Origin of the sequence: Exiguobacterium sp. SH0S1 (assembly GCF_004337165.1) — a bacterium.
Lineage (GTDB): Bacteria > Bacillota > Bacilli > Exiguobacteriales > Exiguobacteriaceae > Exiguobacterium > Exiguobacterium aurantiacum_A.
The window spans coordinates 810,485-830,283 of the sequence record NZ_SJVC01000001.1 but is presented as its reverse complement, the minus strand read 5'-3'; the positions used below and the strand labels follow the sequence as shown (position 1 = coordinate 830,283).

Annotated in this window: 19 protein-coding genes; 14 read left to right on the top strand and 5 right to left on the bottom strand. The window is 55.4% G+C overall.

What is annotated here, in order from left to right; all coding sequences use genetic code 11:
- Positions 1 to 108: 108 nt before the first annotated feature.
- The 9 genes from EVJ20_RS04225 (at position 109) to EVJ20_RS04185 (ending at position 9,207) form a co-directional block, all read left to right on the top strand.
- Positions 109 to 1,674, top strand: coding sequence for a BCCT family transporter (locus tag EVJ20_RS04225; protein WP_131489692.1), 1,566 nt, complete (start codon positions 109 to 111; stop codon positions 1,672 to 1,674).
- 103 nt (positions 1,675 to 1,777) lie between these two features.
- A complete protein-coding gene (locus tag EVJ20_RS04220; RefSeq protein WP_071397622.1) occupies positions 1,778 to 2,467 on the top strand; it encodes a hypothetical protein in 690 nt (229 codons plus the stop codon).
- 57 nt (positions 2,468 to 2,524) lie between these two features.
- Entirely contained in the window at positions 2,525 to 4,786 is a 2,262-nt protein-coding gene (locus tag EVJ20_RS04215) for an AAA family ATPase (protein ID WP_131507155.1), read from the top strand.
- A gap of 30 nt (positions 4,787 to 4,816) precedes the next feature.
- A complete protein-coding gene (locus EVJ20_RS04210; RefSeq protein WP_071397620.1) occupies positions 4,817 to 5,236 on the top strand; it encodes an acyl-CoA thioesterase in 420 nt (139 codons plus the stop codon).
- Positions 5,237 to 5,312: 76 nt separating this feature from the next.
- Positions 5,313 to 6,197, top strand: coding sequence for a M15 family metallopeptidase (locus EVJ20_RS04205; RefSeq protein ID WP_236633377.1), 885 nt, complete (start codon positions 5,313 to 5,315; stop codon positions 6,195 to 6,197).
- Positions 6,198 to 6,208: 11 nt separating this feature from the next.
- Positions 6,209 to 6,823 carry a glycerol-3-phosphate 1-O-acyltransferase PlsY gene (gene plsY, locus EVJ20_RS04200; RefSeq protein WP_370251742.1) on the top strand — a complete coding sequence of 205 codons (615 nt, stop codon included), beginning with the start codon at positions 6,209 to 6,211 and terminating at the stop codon, positions 6,821 to 6,823.
- Between the two features lie 225 nt (positions 6,824 to 7,048).
- On the top strand, positions 7,049 to 7,819 hold the full coding sequence (locus tag EVJ20_RS04195) for a DeoR/GlpR family DNA-binding transcription regulator (RefSeq protein WP_131439717.1): 771 nt from the start codon (positions 7,049 to 7,051) through the stop codon (positions 7,817 to 7,819).
- A gap of 18 nt (positions 7,820 to 7,837) precedes the next feature.
- Entirely contained in the window at positions 7,838 to 8,500 is a 663-nt protein-coding gene (locus tag EVJ20_RS04190; RefSeq protein WP_131463621.1) for a copper homeostasis protein CutC, read from the top strand.
- A 59-nt stretch (positions 8,501 to 8,559) separates the two neighbouring features.
- Positions 8,560 to 9,207: a DUF975 family protein gene (locus tag EVJ20_RS04185; protein ID WP_131507153.1), complete on the top strand. Its 648-nt coding sequence runs from the start codon at positions 8,560 to 8,562 to the stop codon at positions 9,205 to 9,207.
- Positions 9,208 to 9,229: 22 nt separating this feature from the next.
- Here EVJ20_RS04185 and EVJ20_RS04180 read toward each other — a convergent pair whose 3' ends face one another.
- The 3 genes from EVJ20_RS04180 to EVJ20_RS04170 are packed head-to-tail and all read right to left on the bottom strand — an operon-like array spanning position 9,230 to position 12,111.
- Entirely contained in the window at positions 9,230 to 9,466 is a 237-nt protein-coding gene (locus EVJ20_RS04180; protein WP_070327164.1) for a hypothetical protein, read from the bottom strand.
- 42 nt (positions 9,467 to 9,508) lie between these two features.
- Positions 9,509 to 10,381 carry an NAD(P)-dependent oxidoreductase gene (locus tag EVJ20_RS04175; RefSeq protein WP_131507151.1) on the bottom strand — a complete coding sequence of 291 codons (873 nt, stop codon included), beginning with the start codon at positions 10,379 to 10,381 and terminating at the stop codon, positions 9,509 to 9,511.
- Positions 10,378 to 12,111 (bottom strand): ABC transporter ATP-binding protein, encoded by a 1,734-nt coding sequence (locus EVJ20_RS04170; RefSeq protein ID WP_131507149.1) that lies wholly within the window; start codon positions 12,109 to 12,111, stop codon positions 10,378 to 10,380. The genes EVJ20_RS04175 and EVJ20_RS04170 overlap by 4 nt, the downstream gene beginning before the upstream one ends.
- A gap of 105 nt (positions 12,112 to 12,216) precedes the next feature.
- Between EVJ20_RS04170 and EVJ20_RS04165 the strand changes: the two genes are divergently transcribed.
- The 5 genes from EVJ20_RS04165 to EVJ20_RS04145 all read left to right on the top strand — a co-directional run bounded on the left by EVJ20_RS04165 (position 12,217) and on the right by EVJ20_RS04145 (position 18,968).
- Positions 12,217 to 13,323: an exonuclease SbcCD subunit D gene (locus EVJ20_RS04165; RefSeq protein ID WP_131507147.1), complete on the top strand. Its 1,107-nt coding sequence runs from the start codon at positions 12,217 to 12,219 to the stop codon at positions 13,321 to 13,323.
- Positions 13,320 to 16,331, top strand: coding sequence for an AAA family ATPase (locus EVJ20_RS04160; protein WP_131507145.1), 3,012 nt, complete (start codon positions 13,320 to 13,322; stop codon positions 16,329 to 16,331). Before EVJ20_RS04165 ends, EVJ20_RS04160 begins: the two co-directional genes overlap by 4 nt.
- 5 nt (positions 16,332 to 16,336) lie before the next feature.
- Positions 16,337 to 17,119, top strand: a complete 783-nt coding sequence (locus tag EVJ20_RS04155) for an aminoglycoside N(3)-acetyltransferase (RefSeq protein WP_201738342.1) — start codon at positions 16,337 to 16,339, stop codon at positions 17,117 to 17,119.
- A gap of 41 nt (positions 17,120 to 17,160) precedes the next feature.
- Positions 17,161 to 18,048, top strand: coding sequence for an alpha/beta hydrolase (locus EVJ20_RS04150; protein WP_131507143.1), 888 nt, complete (start codon positions 17,161 to 17,163; stop codon positions 18,046 to 18,048).
- A 68-nt stretch (positions 18,049 to 18,116) separates the two neighbouring features.
- Positions 18,117 to 18,968, top strand: a complete 852-nt coding sequence (locus tag EVJ20_RS04145) for a sulfite exporter TauE/SafE family protein (protein ID WP_131463605.1) — start codon at positions 18,117 to 18,119, stop codon at positions 18,966 to 18,968.
- Between the two features lie 29 nt (positions 18,969 to 18,997).
- Here the strand turns inward: EVJ20_RS04145 and EVJ20_RS04140 are convergent, their stop codons facing one another.
- Together EVJ20_RS04140 and EVJ20_RS04135 are read right to left on the bottom strand one after the other, a co-directional pair.
- The gene (locus EVJ20_RS04140; protein ID WP_016510851.1) at positions 18,998 to 19,192 is read right to left on the bottom strand and encodes a hypothetical protein; all 195 of its coding nucleotides are present in this window, start codon (positions 19,190 to 19,192) and stop codon (positions 18,998 to 19,000) included.
- A gap of 64 nt (positions 19,193 to 19,256) precedes the next feature.
- A complete protein-coding gene (locus EVJ20_RS04135; protein WP_016510846.1) occupies positions 19,257 to 19,787 on the bottom strand; it encodes a biotin transporter BioY in 531 nt (176 codons plus the stop codon).
- Positions 19,788 to 19,799: the final 12 nt, after the last annotated feature.

Here is a 19,799-nt window from a genome sequence, read left to right as displayed (position 1 = left end):
TTTTCATCGTGACACGAGCGAACACGTTTTCGGGTTGTGCCGAGATTGTAAACTGTGTTAGGGTGGAAAACGTATATGAAAATAAGAAAATTGAATAGGAGTGAGATTATGGAAAGAGAAAGTCGAGTGACGACCGTATTTATCGTATCAGCCATCATTACGGTCCTCTTTACGATTTGGGGAATCTTCCCTGAAAGCTTGCTCGGAAACGCAAGCTTGATCAACGTGACGACGAAACTGCAAGGTTTGCTCTCGAACGGGATGGGCTGGTTCTACCTGCTCAGCGCGACCGGGATTTTACTCGTCGCGATTTTTTTAATCTTTTCGCGCTTCGGGTCGATTCGGCTCGGAAAAGATACAGACCGACCAGATTTTGGATATTTGACATGGTTCGCCATGCTGTTCAGTGCCGGGATGGGAATTGGTCTCATCTTCTGGGGAGCGGCGGAACCGTTGCTTCACTTCCATGCGCCACCATTCGAGTCGCCAACGCCGGAAGGTGATGCGCGCACGGCGATGCGTTACGCCTTCTTCCATTGGGGCTTCCACCCATGGGCGATTTATGCGATGATCGCTCTCGCCATCGCCTACTCGACGTTCCGCAAAGGGCGTCCGGCGACGATCGGGGAGACGATCGGTTCACTCGTCAATGACCGCTATGAACGTCCGGTCAAACAGACGGTCGACATTTTGGCCGTCGTCGCAACAGCGTTTGGGGTCGCGACGTCACTTGGATTCGGTGCCCAGCAGATTGCCGGTGGGCTTCACTACTTAATTCCAGGCGTACCGAACGCGTTCTCGACGCAGTTGATCATCATCGCCGTCGTGACGGTGCTGTATATGTTCAGTGCCTCGACCGGATTAGATAAAGGGATTCGTATTCTCAGTAACACGAACATCTTCCTCGCCATTGTCTTGCTCGTCGCGACGCTCATCGCCGGACCGAGCGCGTTCATTCTCGACTTGTTCACGCAGACAATCGGGACGTACTTGCAACAATTGCCGACGACGAGCTTCCGAACGGGTGCTTTTGAACCGGTCGAGCGCGAGTGGATCAACGGCTGGACGATCTTCTACTGGGCGTGGTGGATCTCATGGTCACCGTTCGTCGGGACGTTTATCGCCCGTGTCTCAAAAGGTCGGACGATCCGTGAGTTCATCATCGGAATCTTGCTCGTGCCGACATCGTTCGGACTGCTTTGGTTCTCTGTCTTCGGCGGATCGGCCATTTGGGCTGACTTGTTCGGCGGGGCGAACTTGATCGACGCGGTCAACGAGATCGGAACGGAAGTCGGACTGTTCGCCTTGTTCGAGACGTTCGGTGGATTCGGGACGGTGCTCAGCATCGTCGCCATCTTCTTGATCTCGACGTTCTTCATCACATCAGCCGACTCGGCGACATATGTGCTCGGGATGTTGACGACAGGAGGGAAACTCATCCCGCCGATGCGGATCAAGTTGATTTGGGGCTTCATCCAATCATCGATCGCAGCCGTGCTCTTGTATGCGGGTGGTCTCGGCGCGCTTCAAGCCGTCGCGATCCTTGTCGCCTTCCCGTTCATCTTCGTGCTGATTCTGATGATTGTCGCCTTGTTCAAGGACTTGGCCGATGAACCGGACGAACGGGATAAGTGGATTGAAAGCTATAAGCGTGATGAAGATAAACTTGGATAAAATTATAGGGTCTCAGTCGAGGCCCTTTTTTTAGTTGTAAATGTTTTGCATGGCACCCTCGCTAGTGTAGGATAGTAAGTGAAGAATATTGGGAGGGCATGTTATGAAACGAGAAGTGAAAAAGCGGCTCAGTTGGATCATTTTTGCCGGCATCCTCATCGTCGGCGCTCTGCTCGCTTATAATTTTTATTTGGTCACCAACTTGAATGATGATGATGACAATGGTCGTGAGAATCGGACCGAACCGTTCTACACGTCCGTCGAAATCGGCTATGAAGAGAAGAAGTTGCCGGAAAACGGGGAGACACTCGAAGTTCGCAACTACCTCGTCACGTACGATGAGAACGGACATTTCGTATCCGAGGTCGTATCGGGACCGAACGCCGGTGCCCGGGCCGAATGGGATGGCACGATGTACCGTGAGTTCAATCCGGAAGGCGACGAAACGAACAGTCAAGAGACGAGTTCGGGTGCAGTCGCACCCCATCCGTTCTTGTCGCGGGCGACGAACGAACAGATTCGCAAGTGGCTGGATGACGGGACGCTAGGCACGGGTGAAGGTGACGTCAATATCATCGGTCGGACAGCTCAGGCGTTCGTCAAAACGGAATCCGCCGAGGCGGTACCTGCGGAGTGGGTTGAGAAATACCCATCAATCTTCGACGAAGACGAAAATGAGGAAGCGGTGACGTATTACGTCGATGTGAACGAACGGATCCTGCTCGCTGCTGAGTCACGCAACAACGGGAACTTGTTCCACTCAATTCGCATGACTTCTTTTGAAGCACTATAACCCGACGAGGAGCAGACTGAGACGTCGGCTCCTTTGTCGTCTGAAAGGGAGAACTTTATGAAACAGATCCATTTGGAACAAGTTCAACATGACTTGGAACGGTGGGAACAAGGCAACAAGGTCGATGAAGCGGCGCTCTTGTCCTATGCCCACTGGTCGCGTGCGACAGAGCATAACGACGAGTTGATCCGGACGTTGACACTGCTTTCGACGAGACGGTTGCAGCACAACCGAACGATCGATCCGCTCCTCAATCGCTGGGTGAAGGAACTCGAGTCGCTCGGCGCTTTACCGGCCGAACTGAGGGTCAGCCAACTGAATGAGAAGTTGCGCCGTTTCAGACAATCGCTCCATGTCGACTGGCCGACTCTTCGCGAAGCCGACTACGCCTCGATGAAAGTCCAAATTTTGACCGAGTACGAAGCGAAGACGTCCGAACTGCTCGATCAGCTCGATCGGTTACACGACGAAATCGAACGGGCCAAGTCAGATCTGCGGGACTCCGAGTTCAAAGATCAATTGGAGCGTTTGTTCGAGGTCGTCATCGAAGCGATGCAAGAAGTCGCGTCACTCGAAGATGACACCGCGTCACTGCTCGCGTCGATGCAAGGCAACTACTTCAGCCGGGAGGCGTTCCGTCGTTTCGGTGAGCGGGTCGGTCTCGTCAAACAACGGATCGATGCGATTTGCGAGCTGTTGCCGGAACGCCCACGGGAGGTCCGTTCGAGTGCGATCGAGTCGCTCGAGTCGATGATCGGTCTAACGGAAGTGAAGCAGCGGGTAAAAGCGTGGTATCGGTTCTTGTTGTTCCAAAAAGAACGGGACAAGGCCGGTTTCTCGTCGAAACATCAACCATCGCTCCATCTCGTCTTCACAGGGAACCCCGGTACCGGCAAAACGACGCTCGCCCGGCTCATGGCCGAGATCTATTTCGAGCTCGGTCTTCTCGGACGGCCTGATGTTATCGAGGCAGACCGTTCGAGCCTTGTCGGTGCTTTCGTCGGCCAGACGGAAGAACAAGTCATGAATAAAGTCAAGGAAGCCGAAGGGGGCGTCTTGTTCATCGATGAGGCATATGCGCTCAAACGGCAAGATGCGAGCGGGAGCGATTATGGACAATCGGCAATCGACACACTCGTCGCCGCTATGACGAGCGGGGAATATGCCGGAAAGTTCGTCGTCATCCTGGCCGGTTATCCGGAAGAGATGCGCCACTTCTTACTCGCGAATCCAGGACTCAGGTCGCGGTTCCCTGAATCGAACCATTACGAGCTGCCGAACTACAGCGACGAAGAGCTCGTCGCGATCGGTGAGAAAGTGGCCGAGGAGAACAACTATGTGCTGACGACCGATGCCAAGCGCGCCCTCATCGCCCGGATTGACCGGGAACGAGTCGATGCGACGTTCGGGAACGCCCGGACCGTCCATAACATCTTGCTCGATGCGATGTTCAAAAAAGGATCTCGTTTCGGTGCCGACGCCCCGCTCGATGAGATGGCTTTGTTGACAGAGCTCGACTTTGAAGAGGCAACGAGCGAAGATGGCACGGCTCCGACGCTTGATGACATGATCGGGATGGAAGAAGCGAAACGACAGCTTCAGGAGATCGAGGCGTTGATCACGATTCAAAGACGGCGGCGCGAGCTCGGGCTGAAGACGGCTCCGGTCCAACTTCACGCCGCGCTTGTCGGCAACAGCGGTACCGGTAAGACGACGTTTGCGCACGTGTACGCTCAGTTGTTGAAGAAGACTGGCTACTTGAAACGGGGACATTTGAAAGTCGTCAGCCGTGCCGACCTCGTCAGCGGCTACGTCGGACAGACGGCTCAAAAGACGAAAGCAGCCATCCGCGACGCGCTAGGCGGGGTATTGCTGATCGATGAGGCGTACAGTTTGAACGGCGGTCCGAACGACTACGGACGCGAAGCGATCGATACGCTCGTCGACGAGATGCCGAAGCACGGGGAGAACCTCGTCGTCATTTTGGCGGGCTATGAGGCGCCGATGCGCCGGTTGATCGATTCGAACCCAGGACTGAGCAGTAGGATCAAACGAACGATTCAGTTCGACGACTATTCACTCGCCCAACTTTCCCAAATCGCGAACAGCTATGCCGAGAAGTTCGGTTATGCGTTCGGGGACGGTGTCGAAGCCGCACTGGCCGAACGACTGAAGCATGCAGATAAACCGAACGCACGGACAGCGCTGTCGCTCGTCGATGAGGCGATCGCCCGGCAATCGTACCGGCTCATCGCCGAGAACGCCGAAGATAGCGAGTTAAATCAGATTTTAGTAGTAGATATTAATAGTAAGTTATAATATACTGTATACTGAAAAGAGGGCGATTTGATGCATACGATTCAGATTCCTGTACGATACCAAGAGACGGACATGATGGGGATCGTCTATCATGCGAATTATTTAGTCTACCTTGAGATCGCGAGAACCGAGTTGTTACGACAACTCGGAGTGGAATATAAAGACATGGAACAGGCCGGATTCGTGTCGCCGGTGACGAACGTGACGGTCGACTATAAGAAGAGCGTCACGTTCGGAGACACGGTCAACGTGCGCGTCTGGGTCGACAGTTATTCGAAGATCCGTACCGTCTACGGATATGAGTTGACCGACCAAAACAACGATTTGGTCGGGACCGCGAAGACGACGCATGTCGTCGTGAAGCGCGGCGATTTCAAGCCGATCCGGCTCGATCGGGAATTCCCGGCATGGCACAATATGTATTTGAAAGTCTTGAGCCCGGTTCAATAACAGTCGTTCCTTTGTACCGTCAGTGTGGTATCATATCTTGACGGTATTTTTTTGTATGAAGAAAGGGGAAGATCGCATGCGAAAACCATCTATGTTGATGGTGTGCTGCGCCTTGACGCTCACGTTAGTGGGATGTACGACAAGCGAACAAGCTGATCCGAACGAACCGATAGAGCAACCGACCGTGTCTGACACGGAGAAGCCGGCGGAAACGCCGACTGATAACGAGACGGCACCGGCAGAGCCAGCTCCGGAAGCAGAAGAGCCGGCCGAAACGGATAAGGACGAACAACCGGCGACCGAACCAGAGCCGCCGGTCGAGGAAGAACCAGTGGCCGAACCAGACGACCCGAGTCAACCGATCGAATTGAACGGGCAAGCAAACCTTGAGTTGGACGCACTTGTCCTCGTCAATAAACAGATTGCCTTGCCGAGTGATTATCAACCGGCCGATTTGGTGCCGGCGAACATCGATTTCGTCGATTCGGCGACCGGTGAGCGTAGAATGTTGCGTAAAGAAGCGGCCCGTGCCATCGAGTCACTCATGAAGGACGCGAAAGCGACCGGGATTGACTTGAAAGGGACGAGCGCGTTCCGGACGTATGCGTATCAAGTGCAGTTGTTCAACGCCTACGTCGCGCGTGACGGCAAGGAGCAGGCCATGAAGTACTCGGCGCCTCCGGGACACTCAGAGCATCAGACAGGGCTCGCGATCGACGTCTCGAGCGCATCGGTCGGTTATCAACTGACGCAAGAGCTTGAACAGACGACAGAGGGCAAGTGGCTTGCCGACAATGCACACAAGTACGGGTTTATCGTCCGTTACCAACGTGCTTACGAAGCGGAAACCGGTTATATGTATGAACCGTGGCACTTACGATATATCGGGGTAGACCATGCAACGAACGTTCATAAAGCGAACGTTCCGTTCGAGCGCTACCTCGAGCAATTAATGGACTAAGGGGAATTGCGATGCCTTACATGACAGAAGTGATGATCATCATCGTCAGCTATTTGCTCGGCTCGATCCCATTTGCGCTCATCGTCGGAAAGCTCGGTTATCGAGTCGATGTGCGGGAGCATGGGAGCGGGAACTTAGGGACGACAAACACGTTCCGCGTGCTCGGAAAAAAAGCGGGGACGCTCGTATTGTTAGGAGATATGGGGAAAGGGTTGGTCGCGGCGCTGTTGCCGCTCCTGTTCGGGAGCGACATGAGTCTCTTGCTCGCTGGGATTCCAGCCATCATCGGCCACTCGTACCCGATCTTCGCCAAGTTCAAAGGCGGAAAATCGGTCGCGACGAGCGCCGGGATCTTACTCGCGGCGTTCCCCTGGTTCTTCTTCGTCGTAGTCGGGACGTTTATCGTGGCGCTCCTCATCTCGAAGATGGTGTCGCTCTCGTCGATGGCGGCGTCAGCCGTCGGACTCGTGACGGTCGTGACGTATAGCGTCATCACGAAAGATTGGTTGCCGCTCATCGTCATCGTGCCGCTCGCCTTGTTCATCATCATCAAGCACCGTACGAACTGGCAACGGATCCGCGCGGGCACCGAACCGAAAGTGCCGCTGTTCCAAAAGAAAAAATAAAGATGTTGCCGAACGGGACCTGTCTATCAGGTTCTGTTCGGTTTTTGTCGTTTGCGACGAAACGATTTCGAACGACCGACCAATTGTTGTGGATTTCCGTGGATTTTTGCTAAAAAGAATGAAAAAAGTGTTGGATTTGCCCGTTCTTTACTTTCAGTTTACGTTAAATTTACATCCGTTCGCTAAAATGAGAGAGGAAGCGATTTTTGCGGAGGAGGCAGGCTTGTGTCGTTAATTGGAGAAGAACGTAAACAAAAGATTGTCGAGTGGATCGAGCGGGAAGGTAAAGTGAAGACGAGTGAACTGATCGAACGGTTGAACGTCTCGGGGGAGTCGATTCGCCGCTACTTAGAAGAGCTTGAGAAAGAACATCGCATCAAACGGGTATACGGGGGGGCCGTCTTGCATCAAAGCGTCTCGTTCCAGCCGATGACGATTTCGAACATGGACGGGATTCGTCGCATCGCCTATACGGCGTTTCAACTTGTCGAAGACGACATGCTGCTCTACATCGGGCATGGTGTCGCCCCCGAGCAAGTCGCGTCAAGGCTCCGCGGGCGAAACTTGACGGTCGTCACGCCTTCACTCATGGTCGCGAAAGCGCTATTCGAGCAGCGGGCCAAAGGTGTGTTCACGGGCGATATTCAATTGCTCGGAGGTACGATTGACCCGAAACATCTCGTTACCGTCGGCGAACAAGTGCTTCAACAACTGAAAGCGTACGTGTTCGATATGGCGATCTTGTCTGTCGAAGGGGTCGACGCGACGCTCGGGCTGACGTGTGACGCCCATGGGCTGTCGACTGTGACGCAAGCCGTCATGACGCAGAGCCGCATGTGTTATCTGCTCGCCGACCACACCCAGTTCAATCAACAGAAACGATATCGTGTCTCCGACTTCTCGACGGTGACGACGATTATCTCAGATTTTCCAGAACCGACCGATTGGAAGCGGACGTTGGCCGAACACGAGGTCGAATGGCGTTTCGCTCCATAACTAAAGGAGGAGTCATTTATGATCGAAGTCATCGTCACGACGTTAAACGAAGCGAAAGCAGCGGCACGATACGGGGCGAATCGGCTCGAACTGATTGCCGATATGCGTGCCGGTGGGACGACCCCGAGCTTCGGGACGATCCGTAACGTATTGGAGAACGTCACGATCCCTGTCCACGTTATGATCCGGCCGCATACCGACTCGTTCGTCTACAGCGAAGATGATAGTGAGACGATTTTGGCGGATGTCGGGCTATGCCGTGAGCTCGAGGCCGACGGGATCGTCTTCGGCGCATTGACGGAAGACGGACGAATCGATGAACGGCTGCTCGGCGAGGTCATCAAGCATAAAGGTAACATGGCGCTCACGTTCCACCGGGCGATCGACGAGGCGGCTGATCTCATTCAAGCGCTGGACGTGTTGAACGGATTTCCGGAAGTCGATCAAATTTTGACGTCCGGGGGAGCGGTGACGGCCGTTGAAGGGATCGAACGTCTCGAAGCGATGCGGGACACGGCGACGATGACGATACTGCCTGGAGCCGGGATCACGGCGGACAACGTCGCTCAACTCGTCGCCCGGCTCGATGTTCCTTTCGTCCATGTCGGCAACGGCGTTCGGACGGACGGGAGACTCGACGAGGCGAAATTTCAAAACCTGCTCGAGCAAATGACACGCTAAAAACAGTCGGATGACTGTTTTTTTGCTATAATGAAAAAAACGATAATGAAGGTGACGTCATGCAATCAGCAGTCTATAAACAATTTGCGCTCCGGATGTTGTCCGGAAACTGGGGGATCTCACTCCTTGCCGTGCTCTCGACGATGCTCGTTCAAGCGATGATCACGACGCAACTCGATTTGTCATCGACGGACCCGTCCGTCATGCTCGTCTCGATCGGTCTCTTGTACGGTGCGACCGTCTTGCTCGCCCCGCTCGAAATGGGACGAAACTGGATTTTTCTCGACATCGCCAAAGCGGAAAAACCAAGGTTCGGTCTTTTGCTCGAGTCGTTCGGGTCCGTTAAAGACTACGTCCGTGCCGTCACGTATTACGCCGTGTTCTATCTTGGACTGAACGTGCTCATGCTCTTCTTGATCGTCCCGGGCGTTTGGTTTTACTTGACGTATCGAATGGTCCCGTTCATCCTGCGCGATCAGCCCGAACTGACGGCGTTCACGGCGATGCGTGAGAGCCGACGCCTCATGCGCGGGAAAAAACAGATCATGCTCAGGCTGTATGCAAGCTTTATCGGTTGGTACGTGCTTGTCCTCATGACAGGCGGGATCGCCTATATCTTCGTCCAGCCGTATCTTCATACGGCGCTCGGCGGGCTCTACCTTGAAATCAAAGCAGAAAGACAAGCAAACGAAACCACGGTCGGCTGAATCTCAGCCGGCCGTGGTTTTTTTATGATCCGTGCCGATCCGACTTCTGTGGATCGGGCGCATCCTTAAAGTCTTGTCTCTCTTCATTCGTCGCATGTTCATGCCACTTTTTAGCCTGTTCTGTCGCGATCGGTATCGCTTTTTGATCGGAATACCCTTGAGCTATGAGGGCATTGGCGATATCGATCGCTTTCTTTTTGACGAGCGGGTCGAAGTTTTTCAGTGACTCTGGATAATCTTTCATATTCCAAGGCATCATGATCACTCCCTTCTGTACTACTAATTCCACAACAACGTCGATTCAAACGTCCTGGTGCATGTAGTATTCGATGAGCGCCTGCGTCCCGTTCTCACCATATCCGTTCTCTTCTAAAATCGAATAGAGTCGGTATGCGAGCTCGAGGCTCGGGAGTTTGACACCTAACTCTTGCGCGCTCTCGAGGGCGAGCGCTATGTCCTTGATGAAGTGTTTGATGAAGAAGCCTGGGGAATAATCTTCGACGATCATGCGAGGTACCAGGTTTTCGAGCGTCCAACTGCCGGCCGCGCCGCCACGGATCGTCTGGCGCAATTGATCGGGGTCGAGCCCGGCACGCTTCGTGAAGGCGAGCAGTTCGGCGTTGCCCATCATGATGCCGGCGATCGCGATCTGGTTGGCGAGTTTGGCGTACTGGCCGCTCCCGGCGTATCCCATCCGTTCGATCGCTTGCCCCATCGCTTCAAACAGCGGCATTGCTTTCGTGAACGCGAATTCGCCACCGCCGACGAGAATCGATAGCGTCCCGTTCTTGGCGCCGACATCGCCGCCCGTGACCGGGGCGTCGAGCGGGAGCAGGCTGCGGTCGATCGCGGCCTCAGCGATTCGTTCGGCGAGCTTCGGTGACGACGTCGTCATGTCGATGACGAGTGTGCCGGGTTCGGCGGAGTCGAGAATCATCCCTTTACCGAAATAGATGCTTTCGACGTCTGACGGATAGCCGACGATCGTGATGACCGCATCGGCGTTTTGACACGCCGCTTCGATGGAGTCACACCACGTCACACCTTCCGCGAGCAGGTCGGCGGCCTTGTCTTTCGTCCGCGTGTACGCTTGGACGGTATAGCCTGCCTTCATTAAGTTTCTGACCATCGATTGACCCATGACGCCGAGTCCGATAAATCCGATTGTCTTCATGGTTGATTTCCTCCTAGTAGTTGCTGTTTAACGAGCCGTTCATATAATTCGTTGTCTTGAAGCAGCGTCTTGTGCGTACCGAGTCCGCTGATTCCTCCGTTCTCGAGGACGATAATTTGATCGGCGTGTTGGACGGTCGAGAGGCGGTGGGCGATGACGAGCGTCGTCCGTCCTCGCATGAGCCGGTCGAGCGCCTCTTGGACGACACGCTCGGACTCTGAATCAAGGCTCGACGTCGCTTCATCGAGCAACAAGATTTGGGGGTCGCGGAGCAGCGCCCGGGCGATGGCGAGCCGTTGCCGTTGGCCACCCGATAAACGGACACCGCGTTCACCGATCTCGGTCTCGAGGCCGTTCGGCATCGTATCGATGAACGACCAAGCGTTCGCCATCTCACAGGCGTTTTTAATCTCGGTCTCGGTCGCGTCACGCTTCAGGCCGTACAAGATGTTCTGGCGGACCGTTCCCGAGAGGACGGGTGAGTCTTGGGCGACATAACCGATGACTTGCCGCCAATTGTCGCGGCCGTACGAATCGATGTCGCGGTCGCCGTACAGGATGCGCCCCGACGATGGAACGTAAAACTGTTCGACGAGCGCGAACAGCGTCGTCTTGCCGGCGCCGCTCCGTCCGACGATCGCGGTCGTCGCCCCGAACGGCACGGTCATCGAGATGGCGTCGATGACTGGTTGCTCATCATAGCGGAACGTGACGTCCTCGAACGTCAGTGTCGACTGTTGGATGTGTTCCGTGGCAGCGGCGTAACGTTCCGGTTCGACCGCGAGCAGTTCAGAGATGCGCTCGGTCGCGCCGCGAGCCTTTTGCAGGCGCGTGATAAATTCTGTCATCGTGATGAGCGGGGTGATGATTTGGAACAAGTAGAGCATGAAAGCGAGCAGCGCCCCGGTCGATAACGCCCCGGTCGAGACACGGTACGCCCCGAAACCGAGGATGGCGATCAGCATCGCCGTCAGTGTGACGTTCAAGAGCGGGATCAAGATCGCTTGGATCCGTCCTTCTTTCACACCGTAATCGAACAAGCGTTCAATCCGCCGGCTCCCTTCGGCGACTTCCTCACGTTCGGTCGCCTGTGATTTGACGAGCCGGATCTCACCGAGCAGCTCGGCGAAAAATCCAGACAACCCGCCAAGTTCGTGTTGCGTCTTCTTGGCGATCGTTCGAAGTTTGCGGCCGAGCGGGATGACGATCACGAGCGTCGTCGGGACCGAGAACAAGATGACGAGCGTCATCTGCCAGTCGAGCGTGAACAAGATACCGACGGCCCCGATGACCGACACGAACGAAGTGAGCAGGCGGACGCTCTGTTCCGACAACAGCTGTTGCAGCGTCGTCGTATCGTTGTTCAGGCGTGAGACGAGGTCCCCCGATTTGACACCGTCATAGAACGGGATCGGCAACGCGACGAGGTGCTCCCATAACGTCGTCCGGAGATTGGCGACGACGCGTTGTCCGACGATATGTAGCCAATAGATGGAAATGGCGCTCGAGACGACTTGGACGAGAAAAGCGACGACAAAAATGGCGACGAGCCGGGCGTCGAGCACGGCCTCGCTCCAATTGTCGACGACACGTTGCAAAATGAGCGGGATGGCGAGGGCCGCCATCGCTTGGACTAAAGAAATCAATACGGCACCGATAAACAATTGTTTCGGCGGTTTTGCGACTCGGAACAAGCGAAGGAAAGCTTGCCAAGTAGTTGTGGACTCCATCGAACGTCCCCCTTTCCTATTAACTGTCGCTGTTTCGAAAACAAGTGTCAAGACGTCGAATCGTTACGGTGAAAAATGCTAGAATGGGAAGAGAGGTGAGGACGAATGAAATGGATACATACGGCCGATTGGCATTTAGGAAAAATCGTCCACGGCCGCCACATGACAGAAGATCAACGCATCATTTTATTTGAAGCGTTTCTACAGATTGTCGACGAGGAGAAGCCGGACGCAATCGTCGTCGCGGGAGACCTATACGACCGGTCCGTTCCCCCGGTTGAAGCAGTCGATTTGCTCGATGAGATGTGGAAAGCGCTCGTGCTCGAGCGGAACATCCCCGTGCTCGCAATCGCCGGCAACCACGATTCGGCCGAACGGCTCCAATATAGTTCGAAACTGTTGACGAAAGTCGGGCTCCATATCGTCGGGAAGTATGAGCCGGGTTCGGGACCGATCATCGTCGCGGGCATCCCATTTTACTTGATGCCGTTTTTAGAACCGGCCCGAATCCGCTACACGCTGCAAGACGAGACGATCCGGACCCATCACGACGCGCTCACGTCCGTCGTCGAATCGTTCGGTTCCATCGATGCCCGAGCGGTCGGGATCGGCCACAGCTTCGTCGCTGGCGGTCTCGAGACCGACTCTGAGCGGCAACTGTCGGTCGGTACGGCCGGACAAGTCGCCAAAGGACTATACGAACCGTTCGGTTATACGGCGCTCGGCCATCTCCATAACCGTGACGCGCTCCGCGATGATAAGATCGCCTACAGCGGTTCGCTCATGAAATATTCATTCTCTGAGGCGAACCACGTGAAATCGGTCGACGTCATCGAATGGGACGGAGGATGGACGCGCCGCCGTCGTCCGCTTCAAGCAAGACGCGACTTGCGCATCTTGACGGGCACGTTGAATGAACTACTCGATCCGGTGTTCTATCAAGACGAGAAAACGGATGATTACTTGAAAATCGTCTTGACCGACGAGTCTGCGTTATTCGACCCGATGGCGAAACTGCGGACCGTCTATCCGAACATTTTGCATCTCGAGCTTGAACTGTTGCGCCGCCAAGACGAGACGTCCCGCTTCGAGCGTGAGACGCTCGAACGGCAGTCGATCGAGGACGTCTATATGGAGTTCTATAAAGCTGTCCATGGCCGAGACGCCGATGAGACGGTACGACGATTCGTGGAAGGAGATGGACCGATATGAGACCTGAACGATTGACGATCACCGCATTCGGTCCTTACGCCGAGACGGAACAGATCGACTTCACACAGCTTGAAGGGCGCTCGATGTTCGTCATCAGTGGACGAACCGGCGCCGGCAAGACGACGATTTTTGACGCGATGACGTTCGCCTTGTATGGACGGGCGAGCGGTGCCCTCCGGAACGCCAGCGATTTTAGAAGCCAATACGCCGAACCGGAACGAAAGACGGAGATCGATTTCTCATTCACGATTCGTGAGGAGCGGTACCGGATCGTCCGCCAGCCCCAACAACCGCACCCGAAAAATAAGACACCGATCCCGCATGAGGCCGTCCTCTATGAATGGGCGGACAGCTGGAAACCGCTGGCGACGAAAGTCGGGGATGTCGAGCAGCAGATCGAATCGTTGCTGCAACTTGATTATGAGCAGTTCAGCCAAATCCTGCTGCTCCCGCAAAACCAGTTCCGCCAACTACTCGACTCGGACTCGATGAAGAAACAACAGATCCTCCAGTCGATCTTTAAGACCGAGGCGTATCGAGCGTTTCAAGAGAATTGGGTCGAGCGGTATGGCAAGTATCGGAAACAAGTCGAGTGGGCGACCGAGACGACACGCTTGAAGCTGCTCGAACTTGAAGACGATGACATCGAAACCGTCGCCGAGCGTAACTTGCCGGAGATTCAGGACTGGCTCGAGGCCAGAGAAGAGCGTCTGCTGACGGCGACCGAGTCGTTACGAGGCGAACGGGACGTACAATCGAAACGGGTCGATGCGATACGGAGCGAACTCGAACAGGCGAACGCGCTCGTCCGTTTGTTCGTCGAACGTGACGAGCAGGCACGCGCCCTTGAACGCTACAAATCGGGTGAAGCCGACCGGTTGGAGCGCCGCCGATTGATTGAACGGTTGGAGGCGTCAAGCCGTGTCCGGCCGTTATATGATCGCTACTTGGCGAATCGACAAGATATCGAACGGCTAAATCATGACATCGACGCTGTTCAAACACGGTTGACACAATACGCGAGCAAACTAGACGAGCTCCACGCCAAGACGGAGCGCATCGCGACTTCGAAGCAAGAAGTCGAGACGATCACCGCCCGTCTGAAAGCCATCGATGACATGCTTCCGTTCGTTGACGAATGGCAGACCGCCGTGACAGAGCGAGACGAGTTGAAACGCTTGACCGACCAACTCGCCGTCTTCAAGGACGATTCCCGTTTAACCGAACTGAGACGGCAAGAAGAGGTGTTGTCAGCAGAGCTCGCACAGGAAACGACACCGAACCGTCTCGTCGAAGCTGAACGGAAGTATGACCGGCTCACGGCACACGCGCAACTCGAGGCAAGATTTCAAGCTGTAACGGAGCGGCTCGCATCGTGTGAGCGCAACGGCAAGGAAGCACAACGGCGTCACAAGGCCCAGTCGGATATCGTCGAGCAATTCATGCATGAAGAGCAGGCGTTATGGGCACAGAAGCTCAGTGCGACGCTCGTCGACGGTGAGCCTTGTCCCGTATGTGGATCGCGGACCCATGGGACGGTCGCGTCGCACGAGGTGACGAGTGACCAAGGCGAGCTCGTCGCCGCGACGGAGGCGCTGAAACAATATGAGGCGGCCTTGCACGAGGCGAGAGCGGACTACCGGGCGTTGAAGCAACAGGCCGAAGAAGTCCGAGGCGAACTCGAATCGTCAAGACAGGCACTCGACTTGTCCGGGTCGGTTCAAGAGGCGACCGCTCTGCAAGAGCGACTCATCCGTTCGCTTCGAGATGAAGAGCGGGCGCGTGCTCAAGCGGAACGCACGTACCGCACGGTCATGACAGAACTAAAACGATTAGAGAAAGAGAAACGCGAACTGACGGAGCGACGGCAGCAATTGCTCGAGCGGTTGCAAGCCGTCCAAGAACGGCTGCAAGCGATGCGGCAACCGGACGCGGCCTCGCTGCAACAACTGCAAGCCGAACGTGACGCGCAATCGACGCGGCTCGAACGACTGCAGCAAGTTATCGCGCAGTATGAACGCGAACTCGAAGACGTGACACGCTTGAAGTGGACCGAAGCAGAACGTTTGCGGCTTCTGAACGAACGGCTCGACCTCGAGCAGAAACGTTTTGACCAGACCGAGACCGAGCTCGAGGAGTCGCTAGCGAAAAACGAATTGAGCCGTGACGTCTTTTTGACACACGTCGAACAGATCGACACGTTGTCGTCGCTGCAAGAACAACTCGCGGAAGAACAGGCAGACGGGATCCGCCTCGAACATGGCTTCAACGCATTGACCGACAAGATCGGTGATGCGGTCAAACCGGATCTCGTTCTGTTAAACGACCGATTGACGACAGCGCAGGCAAGTCTCGACGCATTGGCGGAACAACTCGTCACAGCGGACAGCCAATTGAAGCGCCATCGCCATGTCATTTCGGAATGGGACCGGCTTCGAGACCAGACCGCAGACGAGCAACGTAATCTCGAGACGGTCAAACTGATCGCCGACACGGGTCGTGGTTTGAACCCACAGAAACTGACGTTCGAGACGTATGTGCAGACGGCGTTCTTCGATCAGATTTTACATGCGGCCAACATTCATCTTGATCTGATGACGAGTGGGCAGTTCCAACTCGAGCGAAAAGTCGAGACGGCGAAAGGGAACGCAAAATCTGGACTCGAATTATTGGTCTTTGACGCTTATACGGGACAATCCCGGCGCGTCCAAAACTTGTCGGGTGGAGAAGGGTTCAAAGCCTCGCTCGCCCTCGCGCTCGGGTTGGCCGAGGTCGTCCAGCAACTGAGCGGCGGTGTCAGTCTCGAGACGATGCTCATCGACGAAGGATTCGGGACGCTCGACGCCGAATCGCTCGACCAGGCGATCGAACTGTTGATGTCGCTGCAGTCGAGCGGACGTCTCGTCGGTGTCATCAGCCACGTCCAAGAGTTGAAAGACCGCGTCGATGCGCGGATCGAAGTGAAAAAATCAAGAAGCGGGTCGACGATCCAGCTCGTTGTGGAGTGAAACCGATGAAACATATGGAAACAAGATCAAGTTTGGTCGCCCGGTTGCGCGAGAGCGGCATCAAGTCGGGGGAATCATTATTCGTGCACAGCTCGTTATCCAAGCTTGGGTGGGTTTGCGGCGGACCGGAGGCGGTGATCGAAGCGTTACAAGACGTCGTCGGGCCGACCGGGCTCATCATGATGGCGACTCAAAGTGGGGACAACTCCGACCCGGCCGAATGGGAGGCGCCGCCCGTCCCAAGCGAGTGGTGGGACGAAATCCGAGCCGAGATGCCTGCTTTTGATCAACGGAAAACGGCGACTCGCGGCATGGGCCGCGTCCCCGAGCTGTTCCGGACGTATCCGGACGTACACCGGAGCGAGCATCCGATGTGGTCGGTCGCGGCCTGGGGTCGTGACGCCGAGCAACTGGTCGCGAATCACACGACCGATATCGGATTCGGACCAGGGTCACCAATCGAAAAAATGATTGAACGAGACGCTCGTATCCTCCATCTCGGGTCGCCGCTCGATGCGACGACGTTATGGCATTATGCCGAATATGGGATCGACGGACCGGTGAAGCAGTTCGGTTGCGCCTTATACGAGAATGGCGAACGGGTGTGGAAGACGTTCGAACATACGGACGTCAACAGCGACCCGTTCGGTGCCATCGGGGAGAACATCGTCAAGCGGGCGGACGTCAAGACGTTCGTGATCCATGAAGCAACGTGTTACTTGATCCCGGCGTCGACATGGGAGCCGGTGCAACACGCCTTGATTGCGTTACGGAGCTGGCTCCGATGAAACGATCGGGCAATATTTTGAAGATGAAGGAGAGTCGGGCGATGAGTCGATGGGGAAAATATATAGGAATTGCGGTAAGTGTCGTGGTGATTGTGGCCATGTTGGCCGTCGTCGGCATCTCGGCCCATATCGGCGACCAATTGACGTCGCCGGTGCGGGAGACGCTGACGTTCACGCCAAAGGCGCTCGGCATCAAATATGAGAACGTGACGATCCAGGCAGAGGACGACAGCGACCTGTACGGCTGGTGGATTCCTCATCCGACGCCACGGGCGACGATCGTCTTCGCCCATGGTTATGGGAAAAACCGCGAGCAGTCCGACTTGCCGCTGAAAGAACTCATCCCTGAGTTCCATGAGCAAGGCTACCAGTTTTTGACGTTTGATTTTCGTGGCTCGGGCATCTCGGAAGGAGACCGCGTGACGGTCGGGGTGAAAGAACAGACGGACCTGATGGCGGCCATCGATTTTGCGAATGAGCGGACGGATGGACCGATCGTCCTATACGGCGTATCGATGGGAGCGGCGACGGCACTCGCGACAGCCGATGAGATGGATGTCGCGGCCGTCATCGCCGACAGTCCGTTTAGCGATCTTCGCGGTTATCTCGAGACGAATCTGCCGATATGGAGCGATTTGCCGAACTTCCCGTTCACACCGGTCATCATGACCGTGACGCCGTGGTTCACTGGCCTTGACGCGGATATCGTGAAGCCGATTGACGATGTCGCTCAAATTGAGGCCCCGATCCTGCTCATTCACGGGAAAGGCGACGACGCCATCCCAGTGTCTGAAAGTGAGCAGTTGGTGGAGAAAAATGACGGGATCGAGCTCTGGGTGACCGACAATGACGGACACGTGGCGTCACACGAATCATTCCAGACGGAGTACCGTCAAAAACTGTTCGACTTTTTAGAGCGGTCGTTATGAGTGGGGGCGCATCTTGCGCTCCTTTTTGATATGATTGCTAACGAGAATGAATGAAAGAAGGGTTCTATATGGATGTCACTGCGTTACTATCATTTTTACTGCTCGGAACGCTCATCGGGATTTTGAGCGGATTCTTCGGCATCGGGGGCGGTATCTTACTCACGCCGCTCTTACTCGTCTTCGGATATGAGGCGAGTGCGGCCATCGCGCTCAGCTTGATGCTGACGCTCGGGTCGACGACGGCCGGGACGATTTCACATCTCAAACTGAAGAACGTCAATCCAAAACACGCCCTCTTGATCGGGGCGTTCGGGGTCGTCGGGACGTGGGTGGCGACGCCGCTCGTCTTTTACTTAGAGACGCTCGACGGTGCGAAGCCCGTTATCTCGCTCGCCTACATCGCGCTACTCACATACTTCGCCGTCTCGTTTTTCCGTTCGAAGCAACATGAGGAGGGAAGTATCGGATCGGAATCGGTGCCACGACTCGGTTTTATCGGTCTGTTCGGCGGATTCATCTCGTCACTCATGGGCGTCAGCGGCGGGTTCGTATTGACCCCGCTCCAAGTCAAACTGCTCAACACCGAGATGAAACGGGCTGTCGGGACGAGTATCGCCGCGGCGTTCCTCATCGTCGTCTCGGGCGTGATCAATTACGCGGTCGCCGGTGCTGATACGAACTATTGGCACGGTTTGGCGCTTATTGCCGGTGCGATGATCGGTTCGCCGATCGGGGCGAAGCAGTTACAACGGTTCAGTTCGCAGCTCGTCAAGAAAGCGCTCGGCGGATTTTACGTCGCCGTCGCCATCAGCGTCACCCTTAACTTGCTCGGCTTCAATGACATCTCGCTCGGACTGCTCGTCGTCCTGGCGCTTTCGTTCATCGTCGCACTGTTCATCCGGCCGCGACGAAAGAAATGACAACAAAACCCCGTCCGTGGACGGGGTTTTTAGCGTCTAGAAATATGATCAATGTTTTCTTGGATTTCGCCGACTTTGCTCTTCGCTTCACGGAGTCGTCGTTCGAACGCCTCTGTGTCGCGTTTCTCATCACGCGATTCATCTTTGCCGCGCTTTGGTCCTTTTGTGGAGCGATGGAGATGGGTCGCTTTCATCAAGCGTTTTTTAAACGTTGAATCGCTCATAAGGACACCCCCCTTCCATACTATATAAGTTCCACATAAGGAAGAAGGCGAAACGTTTGAACACTCACGAAGCAAGTAAACGTCGGACTTGCGAATTTGCCGAGACTTTGACGGCGATGGCTGCGGCGAGCACCGCTTTAATAACGTCGCCGAAGATGAACGGGATGTTCACTTTAAGCGCATCGATAAACGATAGACCGAATACGGCTTGGAGGCCAAGGCTGCCGACGAGATAGACGAAACCGAGACCAATCAACAAGTTGTAGGCAACGAGGGCGGGGAAAGAGCGATATCGCTCCGACAACCACCCGATCAAGTAAGCAGCGATTGGGAACGCGATCAAATAACCGACCGTCGGGCCGACGAACGGAGCCAAGCCGCCGGAACCGCTGAGCACCGGGAGACCGATCATTCCGAGAAGTAGATAGACGACGACGGCGAGTCCGCCTTTTTTGGCACCGAGAATGGCGCCGATCGTCATGATGCCGAGCATTTGTAGCGTGATCGGGACGGGTCCGATCGGGATGGCGACAGAACCGATACTAGCTAGCAATGCAGCACCGATGGCCACTTGTGTCAAATCATGAATTTTCATATGTAAACCTCA

Excerpts from the sequence above, each read along its gene's own strand:
- EVJ20_RS04225 (WP_131489692.1), top strand. The coding sequence starts at position 109 with ATGGAAAGAGAAAGTCGAGTGACGACCGTATTTATCGTATCAGCCATC.
- EVJ20_RS04220 (WP_071397622.1), top strand. The coding sequence starts at position 1,778 with ATGAAACGAGAAGTGAAAAAGCGGCTCAGTTGGATCATTTTTGCCGGC.
- EVJ20_RS04215 (WP_131507155.1), top strand. The coding sequence starts at position 2,525 with ATGAAACAGATCCATTTGGAACAAGTTCAACATGACTTGGAACGGTGG.
- EVJ20_RS04210 (WP_071397620.1), top strand. The coding sequence starts at position 4,817 with ATGCATACGATTCAGATTCCTGTACGATACCAAGAGACGGACATGATG.
- EVJ20_RS04205 (WP_236633377.1), top strand. The coding sequence starts at position 5,313 with ATGCGAAAACCATCTATGTTGATGGTGTGCTGCGCCTTGACGCTCACG.
- plsY (WP_370251742.1), top strand. The coding sequence starts at position 6,209 with ATGCCTTACATGACAGAAGTGATGATCATCATCGTCAGCTATTTGCTC.
- EVJ20_RS04190 (WP_131463621.1), top strand. The coding sequence starts at position 7,838 with ATGATCGAAGTCATCGTCACGACGTTAAACGAAGCGAAAGCAGCGGCA.
- EVJ20_RS04185 (WP_131507153.1), top strand. The coding sequence starts at position 8,560 with ATGCAATCAGCAGTCTATAAACAATTTGCGCTCCGGATGTTGTCCGGA.
- EVJ20_RS04180 (WP_070327164.1), bottom strand. The coding sequence starts at position 9,466 with ATGATGCCTTGGAATATGAAAGATTATCCAGAGTCACTGAAAAACTTC.
- EVJ20_RS04175 (WP_131507151.1), bottom strand. The coding sequence starts at position 10,381 with ATGAAGACAATCGGATTTATCGGACTCGGCGTCATGGGTCAATCGATG.
- EVJ20_RS04170 (WP_131507149.1), bottom strand. The coding sequence starts at position 12,111 with ATGGAGTCCACAACTACTTGGCAAGCTTTCCTTCGCTTGTTCCGAGTC.
- EVJ20_RS04165 (WP_131507147.1), top strand. The coding sequence starts at position 12,217 with ATGAAATGGATACATACGGCCGATTGGCATTTAGGAAAAATCGTCCAC.
- EVJ20_RS04160 (WP_131507145.1), top strand. The coding sequence starts at position 13,320 with ATGAGACCTGAACGATTGACGATCACCGCATTCGGTCCTTACGCCGAG.
- EVJ20_RS04155 (WP_201738342.1), top strand. The coding sequence starts at position 16,337 with ATGAAACATATGGAAACAAGATCAAGTTTGGTCGCCCGGTTGCGCGAG.
- EVJ20_RS04150 (WP_131507143.1), top strand. The coding sequence starts at position 17,161 with ATGAGTCGATGGGGAAAATATATAGGAATTGCGGTAAGTGTCGTGGTG.
- EVJ20_RS04145 (WP_131463605.1), top strand. The coding sequence starts at position 18,117 with ATGGATGTCACTGCGTTACTATCATTTTTACTGCTCGGAACGCTCATC.
- EVJ20_RS04140 (WP_016510851.1), bottom strand. The coding sequence starts at position 19,192 with ATGAGCGATTCAACGTTTAAAAAACGCTTGATGAAAGCGACCCATCTC.
- EVJ20_RS04135 (WP_016510846.1), bottom strand. The coding sequence starts at position 19,787 with ATGAAAATTCATGATTTGACACAAGTGGCCATCGGTGCTGCATTGCTA.